We start from the raw sequence: 26,963 nt of genomic DNA on the forward strand, positions 1-26,963 counted from the left end.
TATGTGAAAATAGTAACTATCGGCCAACACATTGAGGAACGAGCCATGGCAAACCCGGAACTACTGGAAGAACAACGCGAAGAAACGCGTCTTATCATTGAAGAGTTGCTTGAGGACGGCAGCGATCCGGATGCGCTGTACACCATCGAACATCACCTCTCGGCAGATGATTTTGAAACGCTCGAAAAAGCCGCAGTTGAAGCTTTCAAAATGGGTTACGAAGTCACCGACCCGGAAGAGCTGGAACTGGACGAAGGCGAAACCGTGATTTGCTGCGATGTGCTGAGCGAATGCGCGCTCAACGCCGAGCTGATTGACGCCCAGGTGGCGCAACTGCTCGACCTGGCTGAAAAGTTTGATGTGGAGTACGACGGTTGGGGCACCTACTTCGAAGATCCGAACGGTGAAGAGGGTGAAGACGGCGACGATGACGAATACATGGATGATGACGACGACGGCGTCCGTCACTAATCTCGCGCGGCGGCAGCGTCTGGCTGCCGCCCTGAAGGACAGCGAATGAACACCTCTGCATTACTCGAACCGGTACACCAATTCCTCCACTGCGCCACCCCAGATGCCTGGCTCCAGAAAGCCAGACTGCCGGAACACCTTCCTTTGTTATTAACTGACCATATGATTTGCGAACTCAAAGCCGCGCAAACCGCGATGCTGCTGATCCGTAAATATGTAGCGGATAAATCCGGCTCCGACATGCTGCTCGAATGGCTCAGGCCCTACGAAACTTTCGCGTTTTATAACGGCCCGGAAGTAGATTTTGTGGCATTGCAAAAGCGAGTCAGTAAAAGTGAGATGCCGAAAACCGACGATCCGTGGGGCCAGGCGCTAATCGACAGCATGGTGCTGTTGATTAAAGAGGAACTGCATCATTTCTGGCAGGTGCGGGAAGTGATGACCGCGCGAGATATCCCGTATGTGAAAATCACCGCCAGCCGCTATGCCAAAGGGCTACTGCGCGCGATCCGCACTCACGAGCCCGCAATGCTGATCGATAAGCTGATTTGCGGGGCGTATATCGAAGCGCGCTCCTGCGAACGTTTCGCCGCGCTGGCACCGTATCTTGACGATGAGCTACAGAAATTCTATCTCTCCCTGCTGCGTTCTGAAGCGCGCCATTATCAGGATTATTTGTCCCTGGCGCAGCAAATTTCGCCGGACGATATCGCGCCGCGTGTGCGCTATTTGGGCGAAGTGGAGGCTGAACTGATCCAGTCACCCGATTCCGAATTTCGTTTCCACAGCGGTGTTCCGGTTTAACTCTCCTAAAATTGGCAGGGTCAGGGTCTGAGTGGGTGACAAATCCGCTCAGCCTGGTAAAAAGAAGCCTTTGCACCTGACAGGGAAAATTATGAACTGGACACACGTCATTCTTGCGGGCTATATCGGCGCGGTTATCGCCATTGTGGTCGGCGTATTTCGTAAAAAAGGCTGGATTGGTAAAACCAGCGCCGTGATTATCGCGCTGCTCGCCATCGTGGTGTGGAACATTATCGATGTGAAATACCTGATCCCCCGCGATAACGTCGCGCAGCAGATGACGGAAGGCGAGAAGTTTGATGCCGCGATGGAGCGGCTGCCGCTATACCAACTCCTCCGCGAGCAGGAGCCGGAAACCTGGCGCCGTATACGCGAGCAGGCGCTGGCGATGCAGAAAGCGGGCGAGTCGGAGCAGAACGTCATTGACGCTATTCAGCCGCAAATCCTGGCCATACAGATGGCGCGGCTGCAAACCGCGCCCGATGCCAACGTGGTGGCGTTTATGCAGGCAAATATGCAGCAAACTGCTCTGATCCAAAAGCAGAGCGACGATGCCTGTTTCCGCTTCCTGTTCCCGGCGGTAAAAGGGGGCGTCAATGCCGCCAGAATGCTGCCGGCTGACGTCACCCAGCATCGTCTGGATGTGGATGCCGACATGATGCGCGCCGCCTACGGCCCCAATAAACACCAGGTCACGCCGCAGGAACGCCAGCAGGCGATGCAAGATGTTCAGCCTATTGTCCAGAAACTGGTGCAGCAGTACGGCCAGGATATCACGTTAATGAACGAGCCGCAGAAAGCGGCAGGGAAAGAGGACGTGGTGTGCAACATCACCCAGGATCTGTGGCGCAACGTGCTGCAACTGCCGGTGAATAAGGCGGCGGGGATTATCCGCTATTCGGTCAGCGCCGATTAGAAAATGCCCCACCAGTAAGGATGCCGACGTACTTATTGTGAAAGAAGCGCTGTCGCCGCCTGATGAACAGGTGGCGACATTAATTACGTTATTTAAAGCGGGGTGAAATCAGAGGCTTTTCAGCATTCGTACTTCGCAATCGACATGGCCGGTACAGCCGAGCGGTTCGCTGATATGGGTGAAACCCAGATGCTCATACAGCGCGATGGCTTCTTTCAGGAACGCGGTGGTTTCCAGATAGCAGCGCGTAAAGCCCTGCTGTTTAGCGAAGCCCATCGCCATCAGCGCCAGCTTTTTGGCCTGGCCCTGGCCGCGCGCTTCGGGCAAAAAGTACATCTTTTGCAGCTCGCAAATATCCGGCTCGCTGCATGACAGCGGCGCAACGCCGCCGCCGCCCACGACTTTTCCATCTCGTTCTACGACCCAGTAGGCGTGCCCCGGCTGGCTGTAAAGTTCATACAGCGTGTCCAGATTCGGATCGGCCACGGTGTAGCCTTTATCGGCGGTAAGGCCGTATTCGGCGGAAACGGTACGGATGACGCTCGCAAGAGCGGGATTATCGTGAGGGGCGATCGGGCGTAACGAGAGGTCAACCCGGGTAGCTATGGTCATGACAGCGCTCAGAAAAATTAACAAAACGTATCGCCTTTAATACCACTGTTAATTTCTATTCGCAAGATTCTGAAAAAAATGTTTCTGAGCCGGTTATGCATTTAACTTACTCAATGGCTGTGCTGCAATAGTAAATGGAAACGCAAATTGATTTTTTTATGGCTAAGGGACTGTAGCGAAATGGATCTGGAAAAAAATGCCGACAGGCGACACGCTTTTGTTTTTCATGGCAAAGGGATTGAGTATTTTGGTATCTGGATAGTTAACGTTTTCTTGACGATAATTACGCTTGGGGTTTACCTTCCCTGGGCGGTGGTGAAAACCAGGAAATATATCTATTCGAAAACGGAGTTGTCAGGTGCCTTTTTTAGCTATCATGCAAAGGGCAGCGCGATTTTTGTTAGTTGGCTACTGTTTTTTATCTTATACGTTATATTTGTTGTGGTGTTAGTAAATCAAAAAGTCGTTGCCGCCAGTATCATGTTGCTTCTTTTTGTGCTGTTTATTCCCTGCGGTATTGTGCTGAGTTTGCGCTATCAGGCGTTAATGACCAGGTTAAATGGTATCCGCTTTTCTTTTCATTGCTCTGCGCTACGTGCATGGTGGGTAATGATGGGTTGCCCGCTGTTACTGATGGTTGCTTGCGCTTTCATTTTATTTGGATTTATGAAAGCAATACCTTCACCCGATAGTCTCAACGGATTGATCGTAAATGCTGTTATACTGGCGCTGATGGCGTTTATTTTACTTGGCATTGTCAATGGAATATCTATGGCGATGTGGATGAGAATGTTCGCAGGCTCATCTTCATTCGGTAACTTACGGTTTTCTGCATTCATTAACACTAAACAGTGCATAAAGATAAGTATGTTATCTTATTTGATGCTATTACCTTTTATTGGGGTGCTAATAAAGATTAATGCACCAATATTTTCAGAGGTTTCACTTTCAATGATGTCTGGATTAAGCCAGTCGGAAATCGAAGCGAACATTTTTGCAAACCATATTGGCGCTATCGTCACAAGCTATTTAATTTATATTCTGGCCATTCTGGTGTGCGTTGGGTATTTATTTACTGCCTGTCGCAATTATTTTTGGTCAGCATTAGTGTTAGGCAATAACATTCGTTTCTCATCAACGTTAAACTTTTCTCACATGGTATGGCTACTGTTAAGCAACTTTGCGTTAGTTGCTGTGACATGTGGGCTGGCTTATCCCTGGGCTAAAGTACGTTTATTACGATATATGGCTTCCCATAGTGAAGTTATTGGATCTCTTGATGACATTCAGGATTCAGACGAGGTAATGAAGTTGGGGTTCATGACGGTGCTGTCACGCGGGCTGATAGTCACTATTCCTTTTACTTAATCTTTGGAATGAAGTTCCTGAGTCGATATCAATAAAAAAGCCGGGTTAACAAACCCGGCTTTTTCGTTCAACCTAAACGCTTACAGCGCGGCAATCACGCCCTGCTGCTCAATCAGCGTGGCTTTAGCATCATGGAACGCTTGCAGACGCTCGCGCTCTTTCGCCACCACCGCTTCCGGCGCGCGGGCCACAAAGCCTTCGTTACCCAGCTTGCTTTCGATCTTGCCGATTTCGATCTCAACTTTTTCCACTTCTTTAGCCAGACGCGCCAGCTCAGCGGACTTGTCGATAAGACCGGCCATCGGGATCAGCAATTCAGCGCCGTCGATGATTTTGGTCACCGAGACCGGGCCTTTGTCGCCCTCGTCAAGCAACGTGATGCTTTGCAGACGCGCCAGGTTCAGCAGGAAGCTGCGGTTATCATTTACGCGGCGCTGAGCGTCAGCACTGGCGCCACGCAACAGCACTTCCAGCGGTTTGCCCGGCGCGATGTTCATTTCAGCGCGAATATTACGTACCGCTACAATCGCCTGCTTCAGCCATTCGGTATCGGTACGCGCCGCTTCGTCATCCAGTGCGACATCATACGCCGGGAACGGTTGCAGCATGATGGTGTCGGCATCGATGCCTTTCAGCACTTTCACACGCTGCCAGATGGTCTCGGTGATAAACGGAATAATCGGGTGCGCCAGGCGCAGCAGACCTTCCAGCACGTTAACCAGCGTATTGCGGGTGCCGCGCAGTTCCGCTTCAGAGCCACCGTTCATCACTGGCTTGGTGAGTTCCAGATACCAGTCGCAGAACTGGTTCCAGGTAAACTCATACAGCATGCCCGCCGCGATATCGAAACGGTAGTTGTCCAGCGCCTCACGGTAAGCCTTCACGGTGCGGTTGAACTCCGCCAGGATCCAGCGATCCGCCAGAGAAAACACTTTCTCGCCGCCGTTGAAGCCGCAATCCTGCTCTTCGGTGTTCATCAGCACAAAGCGGCTGGCGTTCCACAGCTTGTTACAGAAGTTACGATAGCCTTCAAGGCGCTTCATATCCCAGTTGATATCGCGGCCGGTAGAGGCCAGCGCCGCCAGGGTGAAGCGCAGGGCGTCGGTCCCGTGCGGCTCGATGCCGTTCGGGAACTGTTTCTCGGTACGCTTGCGGATTTTCTCGGCCAGCTGCGGTTGCATCATGTTGCCGGTGCGTTTTTCCAGCAGCTCTTCCAGGGAGATACCGTCTACCATATCCAGCGGGTCGATCACGTTGCCTTTGGATTTGGACATCTTCTGGCCTTCGTCATCGCGGATCAGGCCAGTCATATAGACGGTGTGGAACGGCACCTGCGGCTTGCCGTTTTCATCTTTGATGAAGTGCATGGTCATCATGATCATGCGAGCAATCCAGAAGAAGATGATGTCGAAGCCGGACACCATCACGCTGGTCGGGTGGAACTGACGCAGCGCGTCGGTATTTTCCGGCCAGCCGAGGGTAGAGAACGTCCACAGCGCGGAGGAGAACCAGGTGTCGAGTACGTCTTCGTCCTGGCGCAGCGCAACGTCCGCGCCCAGGTTATTTTCCTGGCGCACGTCGTCTTCGCTGCGGCCAACGTACACGTTGCCCTGGTCGTCATACCACGCCGGAATACGGTGGCCCCACCACAGTTGGCGGGAGATACACCAGTCCTGAATGTCGCGCATCCAGGAGAAATACATGTTCTCGTACTGCTTCGGCACAAACTGAATATCACCGTTTTCCACCGCTTCCACAGCCGGTTTCGCCAGTACGTCTGCGCGCACATACCACTGGTCGGTCAGCATCGGTTCGATAACCACGCCGCCACGGTCGCCGTAAGGTACGGTCAGATCGTGCGGTTTGATCTCTTCCAGCAGGCCGAGTTCATCAACGGCAGCCACAACGGCTTTACGCGCGGCAAAGCGTTCCATCTTCTGGAATTGTGCCGGGATCTCGCTGGAGTAAACGTCGGATTCGTTGCCTTTGGTGTCGTACACTTCCGCACTTTCACGGATGTCGCCGTCAAAGGTCAGGATGTTGATCATCGGCAGGGCGTGACGACGGCCCACTTCGTAGTCGTTGAAGTCGTGCGCCGGGGTGATTTTCACGCAGCCGGTGCCTTTCTCCATATCGGCGTGCTCATCGCCCACCACCGGGATACGGCGGTTAACCAGCGGCAGCACCACGAATTTGCCGATCAAATCTTTGTAACGCGGATCTTCCGGGTTAACGGCCACGCCGGTATCACCCAGCAGGGTTTCTGGACGGGTCGTGGCGACCACCAGGTAATCTTTACCGTCAGCAGTTTTCGCGCCATTGGCCAGCGGATAGCGGATATGCCACATCGAGCCTTTGGACTCGCGGTTTTCCACTTCCAGGTCGGAGATCGCGGTGCGCAGTTTCGGGTCCCAGTTTACCAGGCGCTTGCCACGGTAAATCAGGTCTTCTTTATACAGGCGCACGAAGACTTCTTTTACCGCGTTGGACAGGCCTTCATCCATGGTGAAACGCTCGCGCTCCCAGTCCACGGAGTTGCCCAGACGGCGCATCTGGCGGGTAATGGTGCCGCCGGATTCCGCTTTCCACTGCCAGATTTTGTCGATGAACGCATCGCGGCCATAATCGTGACGGGTTTTGCCCTCTTCGGCGGCAATTTTGCGCTCCACCACCATCTGGGTGGCGATACCGGCGTGGTCGGTGCCCGCCTGCCACAGGGTGTTTTTGCCCTGCATGCGCTGATAGCGGATCATGGTGTCCATGATGGTTTGCTGGAAGGCGTGACCCATATGCAAACTGCCGGTGACGTTCGGCGGCGGGATCATGATGCAGAAGCTTTCCTGGCTTTCATCGCCATTGGGTTTAAAGTAGCCCTGCTGTTCCCAGTGCTCGTATAGCGGCTGTTCGATATCTTGCGGGTTATATGTCTTTTCCATTTCTGCTATGTCTTTGCGGCGCCGTAGGTGGCCGTGGTCAAGTGGAAACCAGCCACGCGATAGGCTTTATAGCGTTCGCGAGCCAGTTGTTTCTGAGTTTCTTCGTAAGGGACGAAGTCTACCACTTCCGGGAAAGCGGTGGCAAAATCTGCAAACCCCGGCAGCAGGCTTATCAGCACATCGCGCGCGCTGCTGCCGCGCTTTTGCGGCCAGGCGAGCTCAACCGGTGCCCCGGCGCGCGGCCCTTCACCCGCCAGATTGTGCGGCACAAAACTGTCTGGATCGCGCGCCCAGAGCGCCTCATCAAGGCGTATCGCCTGGGCATCGTTTTCACAGGCAATCAGAACACGTTTACCCGCCCGCCAGCGTTCTGCGGCAATCTCACACACCAGTTGCTCGACGGCGCTGAGGCCGTCCTGATGGGTATCGTTGTCCAACAGATAGAAGGTTGCACTCTTCATAATATGGGGCTTCTTGTGATGACGTTAAACGCACAGCCCGGTGAGAACCGGGCTGTGACAGGACGATAACTCTTCGCCGTTACTCTTCGCCGGTAAACCCGGCGCGGTTCAACAGGAACTGCGCCAGCATCGCGACCGGACGCCCGGTTGCGCCTTTGGCTTTACCGGAACGCCAGGCGGTGCCGGCGATATCCAGGTGCGCCCAGTTGTATTTGCGGGTAAAGCGCGACAGGAAGCAGCCGGCAGTGATCGCACCGCCAGGACGGCCGCCGATGTTGGCCATATCTGCAAAGTTGGAGTCGAGCTGCTCGTAATACTCATCGCTGAGCGGTAAACGCCATGCGCGGTCGCCCGCCTGCTCGGAAGCGCCGATCAGCTCGTGGGCCAGCGGATTGTGGTTCGACATCAGCCCGGTAATGTGATGGCCCAGCGCAATCACGCAGGCACCGGTCAGGGTCGCCACGTCAATCACCACTTCCGGCTCGAAGCGCTCAACGTAGGTCAACACGTCGCACAGCACCAGGCGGCCTTCCGCGTCGGTGTTCAGCACTTCGACGGTTTGCCCGGACATGGTGGTCAGCACATCCCCCGGACGATAAGCGCGCCCGCCCGGCATGTTTTCACAGCCTGCCAGCACGCCAATCACGTTCAGCGGCAGTTGAAGCTCCGCCACCATGCGCATCACGCCGTAAACCGCCGCCGCGCCGCACATGTCGTATTTCATCTCATCCATGCCTTCGGATGGCTTGATAGAAATACCGCCGGAGTCAAACGTCAGGCCTTTGCCCACCAGCACGATAGGGCGGGCATCCGGCGAGGTGCTGCCTTTATATTCCATCACCGACATCAGGGATTCGTTTTGCGAACCCGCACCCACTGCCAGATAGGAGTGCATGCCGAGATCTTTCATTTGCTGCTCGCCAATCACGCGGGTCACCACGTTTTTGCTGAAGGAGTCGGCCAACTGGCGCGCCTGGGACGCAAGATACGCGGCGTTGCAAATGTTTGGCGGCATATTGCCTAAATCTTTCGCGGCCTTGATACCGGAGGCAATCGCCAGTCCGTGCTGGATAGCGCGTTCGCCGCTGGTCAGTTCGCGGCGCGTCGGCACGTTGAACACCATTTTACGCAGCGGGCGGCGCGGTTCGCTTTTATTGGTTTTGAGTTGGTCGAAGCAGTAAAGCGACTCTTTCGCGGTTTCCACCGCCTGGCGCACTTTCCAGTAAGTATTGCGGCCTTTAACGTGCAGCTCGGTCAAAAAGCATACGGCTTCCATCGAACCGGTATCATTAAGGGTATTGATGGTTTTCTGGATCACCTGTTTGTACTGGCGCTCATCCAGTTCGCGCTCTTTACCGCAGCCAATCAGCAAAATACGTTCAGAGAGCACGTTCGGAACGTGATGAAGCAGAAGGGTTTGACCGGGCTTGCCTTCCAGTTCTCCGCGACGCAGCAGTGCGCTAATGTAGCCATCGCTGATTTTATCCAGCTGTTCGGCTATCGGGGAGAGGCGGCGCGGCTCGAAAACACCGACGACAATGCAGGCACTCCGCTGCTTTTCGGGGCTACCGCTTTTTACACTGAACTCCATGCACTACGCTCCTGAATCTTAAAGACAACAACGGCGGCTACGGATAGAATTGAACGCTTTCGTAACGCTTTGCTCCGCTGTTGCGATGACTTTCGTGTTAATCTTAACGAATGTTGTTACGGTTTCGGCGCGTCAACATCTTAAGTACTTACCGCTGAGTTTACATATCTTAGCGATCTTTTCGACGACTCAAGAGAATAAATGACGTTTAAGCCATGAAACAAGCGATTTTCCTGCAAAAAGACTCGTATTCACAGGCGTATTTAATGTGATAATCATAAGATATCTGGTCCGGGAGACGCTCAAAAGCCAACTGGCGATACTGTTCATCCTGCTGCTGATCTTCTTTTGCCAGAAGCTCGTCAGGATTTTGGGTGCGGCAGTCGACGGCGAGATCCCGACAAATCTGGTCCTTTCCTTATTAGGTTTAGGCGTGCCTGCTATGGCGCAACTGATCCTTCCGTTAAGCCTGTTCCTCGCGCTGCTTATGACGCTGGGCAAACTGTATACCGAGAGTGAAATCACGGTGATGCACGCCTGCGGCCTGAGTAAAGCGGTGCTGGTAAAAGCTGCGATGATCCTGGCGCTGTTGACCGGGATTGTGGCCACGGTCAACGTCATGTGGGCCAGCCCCTGGTCGTCACGCCATCAGGATGAAGTGCTGGCGGAGGCGAAAGCCAACCCTGGAATGGCGGCGCTGGCGCAGGGCCAGTTCCAGCAGGCCACCGATGGCAACGCCGTACTGTTTATTGAAAGCGTTGATGGCAGCAAGTTTAACGATGTGTTCCTGGCGCAACTGCGGCCTAAGGGCAATGCGCGTCCCTCTGTGGTTGTTGCCGATTCCGGTGCGCTGTCACAGCGTAAAGACGGCGCACAGGTTGTCACCCTGAACCAGGGGACGCGCTTTGAAGGCACCGCGTTGCTGCGTGATTTCCGCATTACGGATTTCAAAGATTACAAGGCCGTCATTGGCCACCAGGCGGTAGCGCTCGATCCTGAAGACTCAGAGCAGATGGACATGCGTACGCTCTGGGAATCGGATAAACAACAGGCGCGCGCGGAGTTCCACTGGCGTCTGACGCTGGTTGTCGCCGTGATCGTGATGGCGTTGATGGTGGTGCCGTTGAGCGTTGTGAACCCGCGCCAGGGGCGCGTGTTGTCAATGCTGCCCGCGATGCTGCTTTATCTGATTTTCTTCTTGCTGCAAACATCGCTGCGCTCTAACGGCGCAAAAGGCAAGCTCGACCCGATGATTTGGATGTGGGCGGTGAACCTGGCGTACCTGGCGTTAGCGATTGGCCTGAACCTGTGGGATACGGTGCCGATGCGCAAACTGCGTAGCCGTTTTTCGCGCCGAGGAGTGGTGAATGCCGGGATTTAGCGTACTTGACCGATACATCGGCAAAACGATTTTCAACACCATCATGATGACGCTGTTCATGCTGGTGTCGCTGTCTGGCGTTATCAAGTTTGTCGATCAGTTGAAAAAAACCGGCGAAGGCAGTTATTCCGCCGTCGGCGCAGGGATGTATACCCTGCTGAGCATACCTAAGGATACGCAGATTTTCTTCCCGATGGCGGCGCTGCTTGGCGCACTGCTGGGGCTTGGCATGCTGGCTCAGCGTAGCGAGCTGGTGGTGATGCAGGCGTCCGGCTTTACCCGTATGCAGGTCGCGCTGTCGGTGATGAAAACCGCGATCCCCCTGGTACTGCTGACCATGGCGATTGGCGAATGGGTTGCGCCGCAGGGTGAACAGATGGCGCGTAACTACCGTGCGCAGATGATGTACGGCGGTTCGTTGCTCTCCACTCAACAAGGCCTATGGGCGAAAGACGGTAATAATTTTGTCTATATCGAGCGCGTGAAAGGCGATAACGAACTGGGTGGCATTAGCATTTATTCGTTCAACGATCAGCGCCGTTTACAGACGGTTCGTTACGCCGCCACGGCGACGTTTAACCCGGAAACGCGTGTCTGGCAGCTGTCGCAGGTAGATGAATCCAATCTGACCAACGATAAGCAAATCACCGGTACGCAGACCGTGACCGGCACCTGGAAAACCAACCTTACGCCGGACAAACTGGGCGTGGTGGCGCTGGACCCGGATGCGCTGTCTATTACCGGGTTGCGCGACTATGTACGTTATCTGAAGTCCAGCGGCCAGGATGCCAGCCGTTATCAGCTCAATATGTGGAGTAAAATCTTCCAGCCGCTTTCCGTGGCGGTGATGATGCTGATGGCGCTGTCATTTATCTTTGGCCCGCTGCGTAGCGTACCGATGGGCGTGCGGGTGGTGACCGGGATAAGCTTCGGCTTCCTGTTCTACGTGCTTGACCAGATATTCGGCCCGCTGAGCCTGGTCTATAACATTCCGCCGATTATGGGCGCGCTGTTGCCAAGCGCCAGCTTCTTCCTGATAAGCTTGTGGTTGCTGGTCCGTAAGTCATAAATTGAGGGGTGCAAATTTGCACCCCTTTGTTTTATTGCTTGTTCCAGCCGATTGTTAACGCCGCCTTCCGCCCAGAATACTTCCCAGCATCCCGCGTACAATCTGATTGGTTACCTGACGCACCGCGCTTTTCGCCATGGTCTGCACCATACCGTCACGCTTGCCGCCTCGCGGACCTGTGCTGCCGAACAGAATGTCTTTTAACCCGCCGATAAGGCCGCCATCTTCTGTGACCTGAGTGCCTTTAGCAGGCGGCGCGTTACCCTGTTCCGGCGCATCCGCCACGCGGTTTTGCAGCATTTCATAAGCGGATTCGCGGTCAACCGCATCTTCATATTTGCCATATAGCGAAGAGTGATTGAGCAGCCCGTTGCGCTCATCATCGTTTACTGGCCCCATCCGCGAGCAGGGGGCGATCACCATGGCGCGTTCCACCATGGTTGGGCTGCCTTTGGCATCGAGAAATGAGATTAATGCTTCGCCCGTGCCCAGCGCCTGGATCGCGTCTTCAGTATCAAAAGCCGGATTGGCGCGCATGGTTTGCGCCGCCGCTTTGACGGCTTTCTGATCTTTAGGGGTAAACGCGCGCAGCGCATGCTGAACCCGGTTGCCCAACTGGCCTAAAACCATATCCGGGACATCCGAAGGGTTCTGGGACACAAACCATACGCCCACGCCTTTCGAGCGGATCAGGCGGATCACCTGTTCAATTTTGTCCAGCAGTACCTGCGGAGCGTCGTTAAACAGCAGATGCGCCTCGTCGAAGAAAAACACCAGCTTAGGCTTATCCAAATCGCCCGCTTCCGGCAGTTGCTCATACAGTTCGGAGAGCATCCACAGCAGGCTGGCGGCGTAAAGTTTTGGCATCTGATACAGCTTCTCCGCCGACAGGATATTCACGATGCCTTTGCCGTTGGCGTCGGTGCGCATCCAGTCCTTGATATCCAGCATTGGCTCGCCGAAAAACTCATTGGCCCCTTGCTGCTCAAGCGTGAGCAGCCCACGCTGGATAGCACCCACCGATGCGCTGCTGATATTGCCGTACTGGTTCTGAAACGATTTCGCGTTATCGCCGACGTACTGGGTGATGGCGCGTAGATCTTTAAAATCAAGCAGCAACAACCCTTGCTCATCCGCAATGCGGAAAATGATGTTCAGCACCCCGGACTGCACCTCGTTCAGGTTCAACAAACGGGCAAGCAGTAGCGGCCCCATGTCCGACACCGTAGCCCGTACCGGATGGCCTTTTTCACCGAAAATATCCCACAGCGTGACCGGGTTCATGTGCGGCTGCCAGTCGGTGACGCCTATGCCATTCAGGCGCGCCAGCAGTTTTTCCGATGCCGCACCCTCTTGCGCAATCCCGGTTAAATCACCTTTCACATCCGCCATAAAAACCGGCACGCCGATATCAGACAACGATTCCGCCAGCTTTTGCAGCGTGACGGTTTTACCGGTTCCCGTCGCTCCGGTAATCAACCCGTGGCGATTAGCCATTTGCGGCAGCAGGTTTAACGTCACGTCCGGCGTTCGGGCGATAAGCAGCGGTGCGGTCATGGTAAATTTCCTTGTGGTAGTTTCGCTTAAATCATAGGTAATTCACGACGAAAGAACATTGGTAAAATGCTGACTTTGCGGCATATCCCGCATCACCGACTATGCTTTGCATACGGTTTACTTATTTTTTGGAAAACATGTCCAGATTCTTTTTTAACGAACGCAAACAGCTGGTCAACGATGCAATTGAGGGTGTTATTCTCTCCGCTCAGCACCGTAACCTGACGCGTCTTGATATTGACCCGGCAATCCGCGTCGTGGTGCGCAGCGACTGGGATAAAAGCAAAGTGGCGGTGATTTCCGGCGGCGGTGCGGGCCATGAGCCGGCGCATGTCGGGTTTGTCGGCAAAGGGATGCTAACCGCAGCGGTGTGCGGCGACCTGTTTGCCTCGCCGAGCGTGGATGCTGTACTGAACGCGATTGTCGCTGTGACCGGTGACCGTGGCTGCCTGTTGATCGTCAAAAACTACACCGGCGACCGGCTCAACTTTGGCCTGGCGGCGGAAAAAGCCAAGCGCCACGGCCTGAAAGTCGAGATGGTGATTGTGGCAGACGATATCGCGTTGCCGGATAACAAACAGCCGCGCGGCATTGCGGGCACGGCGCTGGTGCACAAAATCGCTGGATTCGCGGCGGAGCAAGGAAGATCCCTCAGCGAAGTGCGTGACCTGGCCCAGACCGCCAGCCAGCGCGTCTGGAGTCTGGGTGTGGCGATGCAGACCTGCAACCTACCGGGCAGTGAAGAAGAGAACCGCATCCAGCCAGGTAAAATCGAACTGGGGCTGGGCATACACGGCGAGCCGGGTGCCAGCATCGTCGAGACGCATAACAGCCAGAAGATTGTGGCGCAGCTGGTGGACGCGCTCCAACAAAAAACCGGGCCGGATGCCCGGCTGGCGGTGATGATCAATAATCTGGGCGGGGTTTCCGCACTTGAGATGGCGCTGCTGACCAAAGAACTGGCGCATTCGAGGTTGAGTGAGCAGATTGATTACCTGATTGGCCCGGCGGCGCTGGTGAGCGCGCTGGATATGAAAGGCTTCTCGCTCTCGGCCATCGCGCTGGATGAGGCCTTTGAGAAGGCATTAAAGGCCAGCGTTGAGACGGCGGGCTGGCAGCCGCCTGTGCCGTTCCGCACGGTGAAAGCCCAGCCGCATAACCTGATTTACAATCGCATGGACGTTACACCCAGCGAGAACGCCGCCACGAAACAGATTGTCGCCACGGCGGTCGATACGTTAATCAGCCTGGAGAACCGGCTGAACGCGCTGGATGCCAAAGTAGGCGACGGCGATACCGGATCGACGTTTGCCGAAGGCGCGCGCGACATTAAAACCCAGCTTGAGGCAGGGAAGTTGCCGCTTAACGATACCGGCGCGCTGCTGCTGTTAATCGGTGAACGGCTGGCTACCGTGATGGGCGGGTCAAGCGGGGTGCTGATGTCGATCTTCTTTACCGCTGCCGGACAGAAGGTGGCGGAAGGGAAGGTGTTATCGCAGGCGCTGAACGTGGGCTTGCAGCAGATGAAACGCTACGGCGGTGCGGACCTGGGTGACAGAACGTTAATCGATGCGTTGCAGCCTGCGCTGGAGGCGCTGGCGGGTGAGGGGTTGGAGGCTGCTGTGAAAGCTGCGAAGCAGGGTGCGGAAGCGACGGCGCAGATTCAGAAGGCCAATGCCGGACGATCGTCATACGTCAACAGCGAGAACCTGAACGGCGTGCCGGACCCGGGGGCCGTTGCGGTGGCTGAGGTGTTTGGGGCGCTGGTTAAGCGTTGATGTAGGGGATTCGGGTGCTGGTTTTTTCAGCATCCGAATGGCAGGGTAAGGGATAACTGTTGCGCGTGAGGGAGTTGCAGGTATAATCCACAACGTTTTCCGCATACCTCTTCAGTGCCGAAGTGGCGAAATCGGTAGACGCAGTTGATTCAAAATCAACCGTAGAAATACGTGCCGGTTCGAGTCCGGCCTTCGGCACCAAAAGTACTTCCCAGACCATCCGAGAAAGTCCGATTATCCCTTTAAAATCAATGATTGCAGCGATTTTTACGTCCTGAGTCGTCCGAGGTTGTCCGTTGAAATCCGGATGTCATTGGGGGCATAATTGGGGGCATCTTAACTTCGATTATAAATGTGCCCCCAAATGAAGCTCAACGCCAAACAGGTCGAGACTGCAAAGCCAAAGGACAAAACCTACAAAATGGCCGATGGCGGCGGTTTGTATCTTGAGGTTTCGGCTAAGGGTTCTAAATACTGGCGCATGAAATACAGACGCCCCTCAGATAAAAAAGAGGATCGCCTCGCTTTTGGTGTTTGGCCTACTGTGACCCTTGCTCAGGCAAGAGCAAAGCGTGATGAAGCTAAAAAGCTGTTAGTGCAGGGCATTGACCCAAAAGCTGAACAGAAGGAAGCTCAGGCCGAGAATTCGGGAGCATATGCTTTCGAAACTATCGCCCGCGAATGGCATGCAAGTAATAAGCGCTGGAGCGAAGACCATCGATCGCGCGTTCTTCGCTATCTAGAGCTTTATATCTTCCCGTATATTGGTTCATCCGACATTCGCCAGCTCAAAACCAGCCACCTGTTAGCCCCGATTAAAAAAGTTGATGCCAGTGGTAAGCATGATGTCGCTCAGCGCTTACAACAACGCGTCACGGCTATTATGCGTTATGCCGTACAGAACGATTACATCGACTCAAATCCAGCCAGTGATATGGTCGGTGCGCTATCGACAACCAAAGCGCGACATTACCCCGCTTTACCCTCTAGCCGGTTCCCTGAATTTCTTGCACGTCTTGCCGCATATCGTGGCCGTGTAATGACACGGATCGCGGTCGAGCTTTCCTTACTAACTTTTGTGCGCTCCAGTGAGTTACGTTTCGCGCGTTGGGATGAGTTCGACTTCGAAAAATCCCTTTGGCGCATACCTGCAAAACGAGAAGAAATTAAAGGTGTACGTTACTCGTACCGTGGCATGAAAATGAAAGAGGAGCATATTGTGCCGCTTAGCCGGCAGGCGATGAGTTTGTTAAACCAGCTTAAGCAGATTAGTGGTGATAAAGAGCTGCTTTTTCCGGGGGATCATGACGCAACTAAGGTCATGAGTGAAAACACGGTAAATAGTGCTTTGCGCACAATGGGCTATGACACGAAAACCGAAGTCTGCGGGCATGGATTTAGAACAATGGCGCGTGGTGCGCTGGGGGAGTCAGGGTTATGGAGTGATGATGCAATAGAACGTCAGTTGAGTCATTCAGAACGCAATAATGTGCGTGCGGCTTATATTCATACTTCTGAGCATTTGGATGAACGTACATTAATGGTTCAATGGTGGGCTGATTATATTTATAGTAATTCTAATGGCTACATATCACCATTCGATTTTGCTAAGTCTACCCCCTCATTTAAAATATATGAATGAGGGGGGTGTGTTACCAATTCATATTCTCCTTTAATTCAACTCGTGCAATCTCAACTTGTTGAACTAAATTTTTTAAACTATCAATTAATTCTTGATGGCTACCTTTACTGGTTTTGTAAACAAGCATGTTGACATTTAATGTTTTTTCGATAACAGGCATCATATCTTTATGAATACTCTTGTCTGAAACAACTATATAGTGTGGTTTTACGGCATTATGTTTGAAAAATGCATCTTCAAGCAGCAATCTGATATCCGGATCATTTGCCCCACATCCTATAAATAGGAATGTGTGTGTTAATCCTAATGCATTGAGTATTTCATAAAAGTCTCTGTGCTGCGATCTTGCGCTGGCGTAATCTGTCCTAGAAAAAATTAATTTTGAGGTATTATCAATTGTACCGTGAATCTTTAAAACGACCCTGCCGCTATCTTTCACGGCAGAAACTATATCTGTATCATAATAGTTCCGTACACTTACGGTGCCTTCAGTTTCTCTTATCGCAAAAGTTTCATAAATTTTATCAAAATTTGGAGTGACTACAATTCTACAATCCAACTTGAATAAAAGTTCGTGTATTTCTGCTTTAGTATACTGTGGTGTTAAAAATGCACTCTTAGCTATGTGGTCGAATTTGCCTTTTGCTAATTTTGACTTGATTAGTTCACATGCCGTTAAGTAATCTTCATTTTTAATTAGTTTTTTTATTTGGGTTGAAGAAGCCGCATTCAGTTCCGGCAAACAGTTTTCCAAAAACTCCTTCCAACTTGGAGGCCTGACTCCTCCGTTACCAGTGCTATTCATTGATACACCTGCGCCAAGAAAAAGAATGCATTTTCTTCTGGCTAGATCAGATATTAAAGCTTCATCCCAATTTATCATGGTTTAACTGCCTCAATATTTTTTAGGATATTTGAGCAAATGCTGTCAAATAATTTCTTGGCGTCATTTACTTTTGAAAAATGTGACCCCACGACACCATCTTTATTCTTAAGGCAAAAAATGGGTGCGTTGGCCAGTTGTGATAATGGAATTAGGCTATACATGTTTTCAATTTGACCCAGTTCGAAATCAATGTTTTTATTGTGAGAGTAGTTTGCCACTATTTCCGTCTTTATGATTTTAGGAACTTTTAAGGCTATTTTTTCATAAGCATTAACTTTGACTTTCTCACCTCGCACTGTTTTTCCCCGGTATTGCTGCATTGCATAACCTAAAAATTGCAAATTGCATTCCAGACTTTCATTTCCAATTGTAAATTCTTCACCTTCTTCGGCTATATGGTTTTTTAAGCCAGTTTTAATACCATTCATCCAATTCTTTAATGACAGATTAATGTTGTTTAATGCCAGCAAACTAAACATGTCAACTGACATTGGAATTATGAAATAATCGCATGATATAATTATTGCTCTATTCAAAGCACCTAATGATGGACCAACATCATATAATACATAATCATAGTCGTTATATAGCGAGGAGAGATGAGAGAAGACAAATGTTGTTTGCATGCCTCGAGGTTTCCCAGCCACTGCTGGATCCCAATCGGATGCTAAAAAATCTTCGCTCAGAGCTAATTTGGGGTCTCCTGGTATTAGATCAAACCCAAACCTACTTGTTTTGATAGGGACTATTCTTTCCGAAGCATATCCTTTTCCTCGACGCACGGGGTTTAAAAAGTGCTCGATAGTAATTCGTTTTTCATTGCTATATATTTGAGATATCTTCTGCTCACCTAAACAATACGAAGTAGTATTACATTGAGGATCAGCATCAACGACCAGAACCTTTTTGTTAAGTTCCAAACTTAGGTAGGCAGCAACATTACATAGCAATGTGGTTTTACCGACACCACCTTTGTTATTAAAAAAAACTATGCTTTCCATAACTTTTCCCGTTTTTAGATTTACACCCTCTAGGGGCTTAACTTTAGAAGATTGGTTTCATACTAATTGTTTAATGTTATCAAAGATTACATTAAATCTATAATGTCTTAAGTAAATTGACAGTTGCAATAGCGCGCAGTGCTTTCCCCGCCTCGCCTGCCCGCTTAAGGGGTCGGTTTTAATGCAGGTGCATTTACAGGCTCAGGCCGCGACGTTACTGGCGCGGGGAGGGGTGAAAAGGGTGCATAAACGCATGCAAAACCATCCACCCTGTGGATGCATGGCTTAATTCAGGAAAAACAGCAGGTTTTTCGGGGATTTTCAGACGGGGCGTTGCGCGGTCATTTCTGCACACCGGCGCGCATAAATCCGGTGCTGAACGGGCGTATATTTTTGCTGATTATCCACCCGCGAAGCCGCGTCGGGCCTGTGTCCGGCGGCGGTTAAAATGTCGTTATTCTGCGCGAAATAATTAATTTCTTTTTCTTCGCTCAGCCAGCCATTCAGGGCTTCGCGAAAATAAGCGGCGGCACGGTCGAGGGCACGATGCCTGACCAGCTCCGGCTGGCCGTTCAGCGCCTTCAATTCCGGGGCCAGTACGGCGGCAAGCGTTGCGCCGTGCTGCTGCATAAACCCGTTAAGGCCATTCTGCATACTGACGCGCTGAAGGGCTTCATGCGAGCGGATATAGCGACCGGCCGCCTGGTTAATCTGCCATTTTTTCACGTCGATACTTTCACGCAGTTCCGCGAGTCTCACCGGGCAGTTGTCATTGTCACCGGTCAGATGCTGATACAGCGCCTGCTCTGCCTGCGCCAGCTCAGCTTTAAGCGTCAGCCAGGCGGTTTTGTCTGCCTGACAGACTTCAGAGGCCTGTTGTGTGGTTAATGTGGTCACGGTTATTTTCCTGTCAGATTACTGCGTGGCGGATGGTCGCTGCGTTCTGGCCCTGCCGGACTCAGCTTTAATAAAATCATCCGCCTCACCCCCTTCTGACGGTGGGCGGATAATACTGTCGATGGATTCCATCGAACGGAAACTTGCTGAACAGAGCAGATTAGTGCACTGGTAATAGCGGTGTTTCACACTTTCCGACAGATAGCGACTTGTACGGGCGTGTGCCGCCTGTTTGCAGAACGGGCAGTGGATCATGACAGTAATCCCCTGGCCTTAAGCTCCGCTTCGCGCTCCTGTAATTTTGCCTGCCATGCCTGTTTACCGGCAACGCTGCCTGCCACGCCATAATTCATGTGCGGAAGGGTGTCGGCAGACAGCCCCGTTTTATAAAGCACCGGTTCGTCAGCCAGACGGATATGGCAGGCTTCCACCTGTTTACCCAGCCAGGATTTAACCTGATGCATCACGGCCTTTTCCGGCTCCACATACCCTTCAGTGCCGGCAGTGTTTGCCAGCGGGTTATCCAGTACCAGCATCTTCAGCTTCATCGTCCGGACAAGTGCCGCGCAGCTCTCACGCATTGCCGTATCCAGCTCATGCTCTGCGTACTGTCTGAGAATGGCGTAATGGGCTTTGCGGTATGTCCTCGCCGTGCTGTCACAGGCTCCTTTCAGCCGGTCACTTTCAAGGCGCAGCACCTCCGCAAGGTTTTCACATTCCTGCGCCAGCTCGCGGCGGGCCACACGTTCGATATGGCTTTTTTTCAGTTCGTCCGTAATGACCGCGCCACCGGTACGAAAGGCCATGCGCCATGCGCTGGCGTCGCTGCCGTTTTCCTGCTCCAGTTCAGCTTTCTGCTCTGCGGCGCGGCTGATGGCGGTGGTGGTCTCATCCAGCAGTCGCGCATTAGCAAGATGGGCCGCCCTGGCATTTTCCAGCTCATCCAGTGCGGGTTTCAGGTAATTGGGGAAAACAGTCTCACTCATGTTATGACTCTCAGCAGTGGGTGTGAGGTCATTCTGCCGTGCGCCACACAACAGCACGACTGATTGCAGTTGTGGCAGGTCTGGCACAAAGAGAGGCAAACCCGGCTCGCCAGAAAGAGGTCGCAGGAAAACCTTACTTACTGTTTGTTTTTTTACTTATAACTGTTCACTACTGTTCACCAGAAAGAAAAGAATAAGTAATACAGTAAGTTAAAGGGTGAACAGTTGAGGGTATGACTGTTCACTGTCTGTTCACCACTGTTCACCAAGCTTTTTGGTGAACCTTTAGCCCTTAGATTTTTTTATGGTTAATCTGTAATAAATTAATAAATATAAGTAATCAGGAATGGGCCATTACTATGCCAGCATTTGCCAAAAAGTGGCCAACGTTTGCCACTGTATAAAAATCGCTCTGTTGTGTGGTCAGCTACCACAAAATGACTTGTTGCCCTGAGGCAAAATATTCACAGAATAGAGAGCTACCCGAGGCCGGACGGACACGACCGGCACTGTATGGACTTTACGAGGTAGCCTGATGCTCACAGTTTCTTTTCGTTTATATCCCGCACATATCCCACGCCGCAGTTCTATTTACCTGATGATATTTACAACATCTTTAAGGCTGGTAATCACCGGATAACAGCACTGACCTTTTTAGATTAATTAGAAATTAATGCTCCAGTGTATATCCGATTCAGTTATGACTGATTTTGATTGGTTTTTACGGGTTTTAATTAGTTTTAACCAGTCAGAAGTCAATGTTTATCTCGCGAAAAACAAACATGACCTGAAGAAAAATATACACATAATAGGGAGCTACCCGAGGCCGGACGGACATGACCGGCACTGTATGGACTTTATGAGGTAGCCCGATGCAAACTGTTTTTTCTTCCCCGTCTTCTGCCCCTGCCGCGCCACTTATGCCGGTCTCTGACAGCGTTCAGGAACGCTTCATTCGCCTGCCCGAAGTGATGCACCTGTGTGGCCTGTCACGCTCCACCCTTTACGACCTCATCAGCCGCGAGGCCTTCCCGAAACAAATCTCGCTCGGCGGGAAAAATGTGGCGTGGGCACAGTCTGAAATCACCGCATGGATGGCTGACCGTATCGCCGACCGTAACCGGGGATATGATGCATGATGATGGCCGCTCTGCAAAAAGCCCCTTTTTCTGGCTTGCATCTGTTGTATGTTTCCTGGTACAGTTTTTTCGCTGTCGCAAAATCGGCAGCCGGAATTGGCGTTCCGCGAAACTCAATGGCGACACCAGACGCGCCGTGCGTCTTTTTTTATGTCGTGGCTCAGGCACATCCATTTTCCGGGCTGTGGTGTTTTCTCATACATCATCGTTCCAGCAAGATAATGGTAGTCCGGGCGGGGCAGCCTTCGGGCTGGCCGGTATCCATTGAGGCCGGTTACGCCAACCCCGTTCGGGCTGCCACCAGTGAAATTGGCGTTTCCGGTGGTAGCAATAACCGCTACTCAATGGAGGCTGCCGTCATGGCTACTATCCTCACCCCGTCATACCCTCAGTTCGTCTTTGTCTTTGCGGCTATCCGTCGCGCTGACCGTAAACCCCGTGTCCGTATGCTGCGCACCGTTGCCGGTGACGAGCGCTCTGCCCGCCGTGCCCTTGTCCGTGATTATGTCCTGTCGTTTGCCGGTCGCCTGCCGGTTGCGGAGGTGCGCCCGTGAAAGAGCTGACCCTGACCATCACCCACGCTGACCTTGTGAGCCTTGAGCATCTGCGTAACGTCGGCCAGTTCGTCGGCGAAATGTTGCAGTTACAGGACACCACAACCGGTCACGGCACGGAACAACAGTTACAGCTCGCCTCGGTTATTCATCTTATGACCGCCCGCCTCGACGATGTGGTGGAACGCTGTAATCAGCGCTGGCTCACTGAGGAGGTACGCGCATGAAACAGCCCTTACCGCCTGTATTACGTGCAACACTGTACCGCCGCGCCGTGGCCTGTGCCTGGCTGACCCTGTGCGCGCGTCAGCAGCGTTATCCGTATCTGACCCTTGAATCGCTGGAAAGCGCTATTGCCGCCGAGCTGGAGGGCTTCTACCTGCGCCAGCACGGCGAGGAAAAGGGCCGCCTGATTGCCTGTGCCTTACTGGAAGATTTAATGGAAGCGGGGCCGCTTAAGGCCGCCCCGTCATTGTCCTTTCTCGGGCTGACCGTGATGGATGAATTATGCGCCCGCCACATCACCGCGCCGGTACTGCACTGAGGGAGAAAATAACAATGAAAATGAACGTAACGGAAACCGTGAAACAGGCATGCGGCCACTGGCCGCGCATTCTCCCTGCGCTGGGTGTGAAGGTCATTAAAAACCGCCATCAGGCCTGCCCGGTGTGCGGCGGCTCTGACCGTTTCCGCTTTGACGATAAGGAAGGGCGCGGGACGTGGTTCTGTAACCAGTGCGGCGCGGGTGACGGCCTGAAACTGGTTGAGAAGGTGTTCGGTGTGTCAGCCTCAGAAGCCGCCGGAAAGGTCAGTGCCCTGACCGGCAGCCTGCCGCCGGTTGCTCCGGAGGAGGCTGCGGCCGCAGAAGCGGAAACCGATGCCGGGCGAAAGGCGGCGGTTACGCTTGCCGCAAAACTCATGGAAAAAACCCGCACGGCCACCGGTAACGCCTACCTGACCCGCAAGGGCCTGCCCGGTCATGAGTGTGTCATGCTGACGGCCACCCATAAAACCGGCGGCGTGACGTATTGCGGCGGTGACCTGGCCGTGCCGCTGTATGACGAAAACGGGGTACTGGTTAATCTCCAGTTGATTAACACAGACGGTCTTAAACGCACCCTGAAGGGCGGCGCGGTGAAAGGGTGCGCCCATACCCTCGAAGGGAAAAAGCAGGCCGGGAAACGCCTGTGGATAGCGGAGGGCTACGCCACCGCGCTCACCGTGCATCACCTGACCGGCGAAACCGTCATGGTGGCACTGTCCTCCGTGAACCTCCTTTCTCTGGCGAGCCTTGCCCACAACAAATATCCTGCCTGTCAGATTGTTATCGCCGCCGACCGCGACCTTAACGGTGACGGCCAGACGAAAGCCGCAGCGGCCGCAGAAGCCTGTGACGGCACTGTTGCCCTGCCGCCGGTGTTCGGTGACTGGAATGACGCGTTTGTGCAGCAGGGCGGGGACGCCACGCGCCGGGCGATTTATGACGCCATCCGCCCGGCGGCGCAGAGCCCGTTCGACACCATGAGCGAGGCGGAATTTACCGCCATGAGCACCAGTGAAAAGGCGATGCGGGTGCATGAGCACTACGGCGAGGCGCTGGCGGTGGATGCGAACGGCCAGCTTCTGTCCCGCTATGAGGCAGGTATATGGAAAATCATTCCGCCGTCTGAATTTGCCCGCGATGTGGCCGGGCTGTTTCAGCGTCTGCGTGCTCCGTTTTCATCGGGGAAAATCGCCTCCGTGGTGGAAACCCTGAAACTGATTATTCCGCAGCAGGACACCCCGGCGCGGCGGCTCATTGGCTTTCGTAACGGCGTACTGGATACCGGCACGGGCATTTTCAGCCCGCACCACAAATCACACTGGATGCGCACCCTGTGCGATGTCGATTTTACGCCACCGGTTGAAGGGGAAACGCTGGAAACCCACGCGCCGCATTTCTGGCGCTGGCTCGACCGTGCCGCCGGTGGCCGGGCTGACAAACGCGATGTGATACTCGCCGCGCTGTTTATGGTGCTGGCGAACCGCTACGACTGGCAGCTCTTTCTCGAAGTGACCGGGCCGGGCGGCAGCGGGAAAAGTATACTGGAGAAAATAGCGACCCTGCTTGCCGGTGAGGATAATGCGACGTCAGCAGATATTGATATGCTGGAAGACCCCCGCAAGCGTGCCGCCCTGACGGGTTTCTCGCTTATCCGTCTGCCTGACCAGGAGAAATGGAGCGGTGACGGTGCCGGGCTTAAGGCCATCACCGGCGGCGATGCAGTCTCGGTTGACCCGAAATACCAGAACCCGTACTCGACGCATATTCCGGCGGTGATTCTGGCCGTGAACAATAACCCGATGCGCTTCACTGACCGCAGCGGCGGGGTATCGCGTCGGCGGGTGATTATTCACTTCCCGGAGCAGATTGCGCCGGAGGAGCGCGACCCGCAACTCTGTGACAAAATCGCGCACGAGCTGGCCGTTATCGTGCGTCAGCTTATGCAGCGGTTCAGCGATCCAATGAGCGCCCGCGCACTGCTCCAGTTGCAGCAGAATTCCGACGAGGCGCTGAACATCAAGCGTGACGCCGACCCGGCGTTTGATTTTTGCGGCTATCTGGAAGCCCTGCCGGACGCTGTCGGGATGTACATGGGGAATGCCAACATTATCCCGCGTCAGCCGCGCCTGTACCTCTATCACGCTTATCTGGTGTATATGGAAGCCCACGGTTACAAAAATACCCTGAGCCTGACCATGTTCGGAAAGGGCTTGCCAACCATGCTGAAAGAGTATGGTCTGAATTATGAGAAGCGCCGGACAAATCAGGGCATGCAGACTAATCTCGCCCTCAGGGAGGAAAGCAACGCTGACTGGCTGCCGAAATGTGATGAAATTGCGGCGAAATAGTCTGCGAAGATAATGAGGGAGAGCCTAAAAACATTGTTTTTAGGCTCCTAACTGAATACTATAAGTAGCAATGTTTTACTGTTTTTTTGGATTCTATGAAAAATTCCAGCAACAATTTAGATTTGTTCGATAATGAACGAGAATATTCAGTAAGTGATTTTCATGCTTGCAAGATAATTGTGGGTGATGCCAGAGAGATAGTCAAAGGGTTAGAGTCTAAATTATTTGACTGCGTTGTGACATCACCTCCTTACTGGGGGCTGAGAGATTACGGAAATGGTGGTCAAATAGGAGCTGAAACTAATATAAATGATTATATCAAGGATTTAGTTGAGCTATTTAGAGATGTAAGACGGATTCTCAAAGATGATGGTACGCTATGGCTCAATATAGGAGATAGCTACACGTCAGGAGGAAGGACTTGGCGCGATAAAGATGATAAAAATAAAGGTCGTGCCATGAGTTATCGGCCGCCTACTCCAGAAGGTTTAAAACCAAAAGATCTAATTGGTGTTCCATGGCGTTTAGCATTCGCACTTCAGGAGGATGGTTGGTATCTTCGGACTGATATAATATGGAATAAGCCAAATTGCCAGCCTGAAAGTGTCAGAGATAGGCCTACAAGATCTCATGAATACATTTTTCTCTTATCTAAAGGGAAAAAGTACTACTATGATTGGGAGGCAATAAAAGAACCTGCATCCGATCCTAAAATGGATAAAAAAAATAGACGCACAGTTTGGAATATTAATACTGAGCCTTATCCGGGGAGTCATTTTGCTGTTTATCCACGCGCAATGGTACGTTTATGTGTTTTAGCGGGTTCACGCCCAGGAGGCAAAGTTCTTGACCCATTTTTTGGATCTGGAACAACAGGAGTTGTTTGCAATGAGCTCGGGAGAGAATGCGTCGGTATCGAGCTCAATGAGGAATATGCTTCTCTTGCCAAGGAGAGAATGTTAAGGGGGCGGTAGTATAAAATCCCAAGTGCCATGAATAATGCAGTTTTCTATCTTTAGATGTTTTATTTGAAGTTTTCTCTCGCTACCACCATCAAAGTATAGAGAAAACTTCTTATTTCCTTTTTCATCAAAGATGTGACCATACCCAGGTTTTGGGTTTTGCTTACTTGTCATCATCACAATCAATTCCGCATTTTTTGCTTCCAGTAAAACTTTTTTAGGTATTTCTACTAGGTGGTAACTAAATTTAGAATTAGATATTTTAAAATATCTGAGTGTGAAAATTCTTTCGTAATTGTTTAAATGTTCTAAAAATCTCTGTAATAGAGATTCCAAAATCCAATCACCTTTACCTAATTCCATCCATTTACTTACATGAATCTGTGAGTAGTTTATGTTTCTAGCAGCTTCTGTTTTTAATCCAACCTTTACTCCATCAATTGTTACGTCATGCCCAGGATTTGTTCTACTTTCAGCAAGATATGAGACAATTCCTGACTCGTTTAAGGAATCATTAAAGGCATGTTCAAATAGAGTTTTTGTTAATGGTTGAGTACTACTGAAATGATGAGTGATTAATCTATCCCCAAATATATCGAAAAAGTCCTCAGTGAAAATATCACCACTTGTTCTCTGATAAATTTTCTCTACATCAAAGGATTTCATCCATTTTAGGAAGTTATCTTTTTGACGATCATTAAGTTTGCTCCAGAGAAAATATAATTTTTCATCCCTATTCATGCTTTAATTCCTGTTTTGTTAAAAGATTTGGTACAGAGGTATTCAATGCCTTAGCTAAACATAAAAGAGTATTTAATGTTACGTTCCTTTCTTTTCTTTCAACTGAACCTATATAAGTCCTATGAAGCCCTGAAATTTCTGCTAATTGTTCTTGGGATAAACCATTTATATTTCTATAGACTCTTATGTTTTCAGCAAGTATCTCTTTAATGTCATTAAAATCGATGTCAGTGTTAGACACTTGTCATCCCCTTTTGAATAAAAGGTCTTTATAAAGTCGTGATGACTATAGGTCGACAGACTATGAGTAGCATTTTGG

The 26,963-nt window shown here is 52.0% G+C and carries 26 protein-coding genes and 1 tRNA gene; 15 read left to right on the top strand and 12 right to left on the bottom strand.

From position 1 onward, the window contains the following. Positions 1-45: 45 nt before the first annotated feature. From rraB to ACVV26_RS02545, 3 genes are all read left to right on the top strand, one after another. Positions 46-471: a ribonuclease E inhibitor RraB gene (rraB, locus tag ACVV26_RS02535; protein ID WP_125293037.1), complete on the top strand. Its 426-nt coding sequence runs from the start codon at positions 46-48 to the stop codon at positions 469-471. Between the two features lie 45 nt (positions 472-516). Further along, entirely contained in the window at positions 517-1,275 is a 759-nt protein-coding gene (gene miaE / locus ACVV26_RS02540) for a tRNA isopentenyl-2-thiomethyl-A-37 hydroxylase MiaE (protein WP_474799812.1), read from the top strand. 91 nt (positions 1,276-1,366) lie between these two features. Continuing rightward, the gene (locus ACVV26_RS02545; RefSeq protein WP_474799813.1) at positions 1,367-2,191 is read left to right on the top strand and encodes a topoisomerase II; all 825 of its coding nucleotides are present in this window, start codon (positions 1,367-1,369) and stop codon (positions 2,189-2,191) included. A gap of 108 nt (positions 2,192-2,299) precedes the next feature. Here the strand turns inward: ACVV26_RS02545 and ACVV26_RS02550 are convergent, their stop codons facing one another. Continuing rightward, a complete protein-coding gene (locus tag ACVV26_RS02550) occupies positions 2,300-2,803 on the bottom strand; it encodes a GNAT family N-acetyltransferase (RefSeq protein WP_474799814.1) in 504 nt (167 codons plus the stop codon). A gap of 180 nt (positions 2,804-2,983) precedes the next feature. On the opposite strand from ACVV26_RS02550, the gene ACVV26_RS02555 reads away from it, so the two are divergent. Further along, positions 2,984-4,171, top strand: a complete 1,188-nt coding sequence (locus ACVV26_RS02555) for a YjgN family protein (RefSeq protein WP_474799815.1) — start codon at positions 2,984-2,986, stop codon at positions 4,169-4,171. Positions 4,172-4,251: 80 nt separating this feature from the next. On the opposite strand, the gene ACVV26_RS02560 is transcribed toward ACVV26_RS02555, so the two are convergent. From ACVV26_RS02560 to pepA, 3 genes are all read right to left on the bottom strand, one after another. Next, positions 4,252-7,107 carry a valine--tRNA ligase gene (locus ACVV26_RS02560; RefSeq protein WP_474799816.1) on the bottom strand — a complete coding sequence of 952 codons (2,856 nt, stop codon included), beginning with the start codon at positions 7,105-7,107 and terminating at the stop codon, positions 4,252-4,254. 5 nt (positions 7,108-7,112) lie between these two features. Beyond that, a complete protein-coding gene (gene holC / locus ACVV26_RS02565) occupies positions 7,113-7,568 on the bottom strand; it encodes a DNA polymerase III subunit chi (RefSeq protein ID WP_474799817.1) in 456 nt (151 codons plus the stop codon). Between the two features lie 79 nt (positions 7,569-7,647). Further along, complete coding sequence (gene pepA / locus ACVV26_RS02570; RefSeq protein WP_312983940.1) at positions 7,648-9,159, bottom strand: leucyl aminopeptidase; 1,512 nt, start codon at positions 9,157-9,159, stop codon at positions 7,648-7,650. Between the two features lie 268 nt (positions 9,160-9,427). On the opposite strand from pepA, the gene lptF reads away from it, so the two are divergent. Beyond that, entirely contained in the window at positions 9,428-10,540 is a 1,113-nt protein-coding gene (lptF, locus tag ACVV26_RS02575) for an LPS export ABC transporter permease LptF (protein WP_312983935.1), read from the top strand. Then, complete coding sequence (gene lptG / locus ACVV26_RS02580; protein ID WP_312983933.1) at positions 10,527-11,609, top strand: LPS export ABC transporter permease LptG; 1,083 nt, start codon at positions 10,527-10,529, stop codon at positions 11,607-11,609. Before lptF ends, lptG begins: the two co-directional genes overlap by 14 nt. Before the next feature lie 54 nt (positions 11,610-11,663). Here lptG and ACVV26_RS02585 read toward each other — a convergent pair whose 3' ends face one another. Beyond that, positions 11,664-13,166, bottom strand: a complete 1,503-nt coding sequence (locus tag ACVV26_RS02585; protein WP_474799818.1) for a helicase HerA-like C-terminal domain-containing protein — start codon at positions 13,164-13,166, stop codon at positions 11,664-11,666. Between the two features lie 137 nt (positions 13,167-13,303). Between ACVV26_RS02585 and ACVV26_RS02590 the strand changes: the two genes are divergently transcribed. The 3 genes from ACVV26_RS02590 to ACVV26_RS02600 all read left to right on the top strand — a co-directional run bounded on the left by ACVV26_RS02590 (position 13,304) and on the right by ACVV26_RS02600 (position 16,586). Continuing rightward, entirely contained in the window at positions 13,304-14,944 is a 1,641-nt protein-coding gene (locus ACVV26_RS02590) for a dihydroxyacetone kinase subunit DhaK (RefSeq protein ID WP_474799819.1), read from the top strand. A gap of 116 nt (positions 14,945-15,060) precedes the next feature. Then, positions 15,061-15,145: transfer RNA gene (locus ACVV26_RS02595), tRNA-Leu, on the top strand. Positions 15,146-15,308: 163 nt separating this feature from the next. Then, positions 15,309-16,586 carry a tyrosine-type recombinase/integrase gene (locus tag ACVV26_RS02600; RefSeq protein WP_474799820.1) on the top strand — a complete coding sequence of 426 codons (1,278 nt, stop codon included), beginning with the start codon at positions 15,309-15,311 and terminating at the stop codon, positions 16,584-16,586. 10 nt (positions 16,587-16,596) lie between these two features. Here the strand turns inward: ACVV26_RS02600 and ACVV26_RS02605 are convergent, their stop codons facing one another. The 5 genes from ACVV26_RS02605 to ACVV26_RS02625 all read right to left on the bottom strand — a co-directional run bounded on the left by ACVV26_RS02605 (position 16,597) and on the right by ACVV26_RS02625 (position 20,356). Beyond that, positions 16,597-17,469 (bottom strand): SIR2 family protein, encoded by an 873-nt coding sequence (locus ACVV26_RS02605; RefSeq protein ID WP_474799821.1) that lies wholly within the window; start codon positions 17,467-17,469, stop codon positions 16,597-16,599. Beyond that, complete coding sequence (locus tag ACVV26_RS02610) at positions 17,466-18,473, bottom strand: ParA family protein (RefSeq protein ID WP_474799822.1); 1,008 nt, start codon at positions 18,471-18,473, stop codon at positions 17,466-17,468. The genes ACVV26_RS02605 and ACVV26_RS02610 overlap by 4 nt, the downstream gene beginning before the upstream one ends. Before the next feature lie 321 nt (positions 18,474-18,794). Beyond that, positions 18,795-19,370 carry a phage polarity suppression protein gene (locus tag ACVV26_RS02615; protein ID WP_474799823.1) on the bottom strand — a complete coding sequence of 192 codons (576 nt, stop codon included), beginning with the start codon at positions 19,368-19,370 and terminating at the stop codon, positions 18,795-18,797. An 18-nt stretch (positions 19,371-19,388) separates the two neighbouring features. Next, positions 19,389-19,625 carry an ogr/Delta-like zinc finger family protein gene (locus ACVV26_RS02620; protein WP_002437740.1) on the bottom strand — a complete coding sequence of 79 codons (237 nt, stop codon included), beginning with the start codon at positions 19,623-19,625 and terminating at the stop codon, positions 19,389-19,391. Beyond that, positions 19,622-20,356, bottom strand: coding sequence for a glycoprotein 3 (locus ACVV26_RS02625; RefSeq protein ID WP_474799824.1), 735 nt, complete (start codon positions 20,354-20,356; stop codon positions 19,622-19,624). The genes ACVV26_RS02620 and ACVV26_RS02625 overlap by 4 nt, the downstream gene beginning before the upstream one ends. A gap of 872 nt (positions 20,357-21,228) precedes the next feature. Here ACVV26_RS02625 and ACVV26_RS02630 point away from each other — a divergent pair. The 6 genes from ACVV26_RS02630 (at position 21,229) to ACVV26_RS02655 (ending at position 25,915) form a co-directional block, all read left to right on the top strand. After that, the gene (locus ACVV26_RS02630; protein WP_474799825.1) at positions 21,229-21,495 is read left to right on the top strand and encodes a helix-turn-helix transcriptional regulator; all 267 of its coding nucleotides are present in this window, start codon (positions 21,229-21,231) and stop codon (positions 21,493-21,495) included. After that, on the top strand, positions 21,492-22,049 hold the full coding sequence (locus ACVV26_RS02635; protein ID WP_474799826.1) for a host cell division inhibitor Icd-like protein: 558 nt from the start codon (positions 21,492-21,494) through the stop codon (positions 22,047-22,049). The genes ACVV26_RS02630 and ACVV26_RS02635 overlap by 4 nt, the downstream gene beginning before the upstream one ends. Then, a complete protein-coding gene (locus ACVV26_RS02640) occupies positions 22,046-22,276 on the top strand; it encodes a hypothetical protein (RefSeq protein WP_474799827.1) in 231 nt (76 codons plus the stop codon). Before ACVV26_RS02635 ends, ACVV26_RS02640 begins: the two co-directional genes overlap by 4 nt. Next, entirely contained in the window at positions 22,273-22,593 is a 321-nt protein-coding gene (locus tag ACVV26_RS02645) for a DUF5375 domain-containing protein (protein ID WP_474799828.1), read from the top strand. Before ACVV26_RS02640 ends, ACVV26_RS02645 begins: the two co-directional genes overlap by 4 nt. 14 nt (positions 22,594-22,607) lie before the next feature. After that, positions 22,608-24,941, top strand: a complete 2,334-nt coding sequence (locus ACVV26_RS02650; protein ID WP_474799829.1) for a primase-helicase zinc-binding domain-containing protein — start codon at positions 22,608-22,610, stop codon at positions 24,939-24,941. A gap of 95 nt (positions 24,942-25,036) precedes the next feature. Beyond that, positions 25,037-25,915 carry a DNA-methyltransferase gene (locus tag ACVV26_RS02655; RefSeq protein ID WP_474799830.1) on the top strand — a complete coding sequence of 293 codons (879 nt, stop codon included), beginning with the start codon at positions 25,037-25,039 and terminating at the stop codon, positions 25,913-25,915. Here ACVV26_RS02655 and ACVV26_RS02660 read toward each other — a convergent pair. Together ACVV26_RS02660 and ACVV26_RS02665 are read right to left on the bottom strand one after the other, a co-directional pair. Further along, complete coding sequence (locus ACVV26_RS02660; RefSeq protein ID WP_474799831.1) at positions 25,901-26,644, bottom strand: hypothetical protein; 744 nt, start codon at positions 26,642-26,644, stop codon at positions 25,901-25,903. The genes ACVV26_RS02655 and ACVV26_RS02660 overlap by 15 nt on opposite strands. Further along, positions 26,637-26,885, bottom strand: a complete 249-nt coding sequence (locus tag ACVV26_RS02665) for a helix-turn-helix domain-containing protein (RefSeq protein ID WP_474799832.1) — start codon at positions 26,883-26,885, stop codon at positions 26,637-26,639. The genes ACVV26_RS02660 and ACVV26_RS02665 overlap by 8 nt, the downstream gene beginning before the upstream one ends. Between the last annotated feature and the right edge of the window lie 78 nt (positions 26,886-26,963).

It is taken from the genome of Atlantibacter sp. MEI4A-1023 (assembly GCF_056155425.1).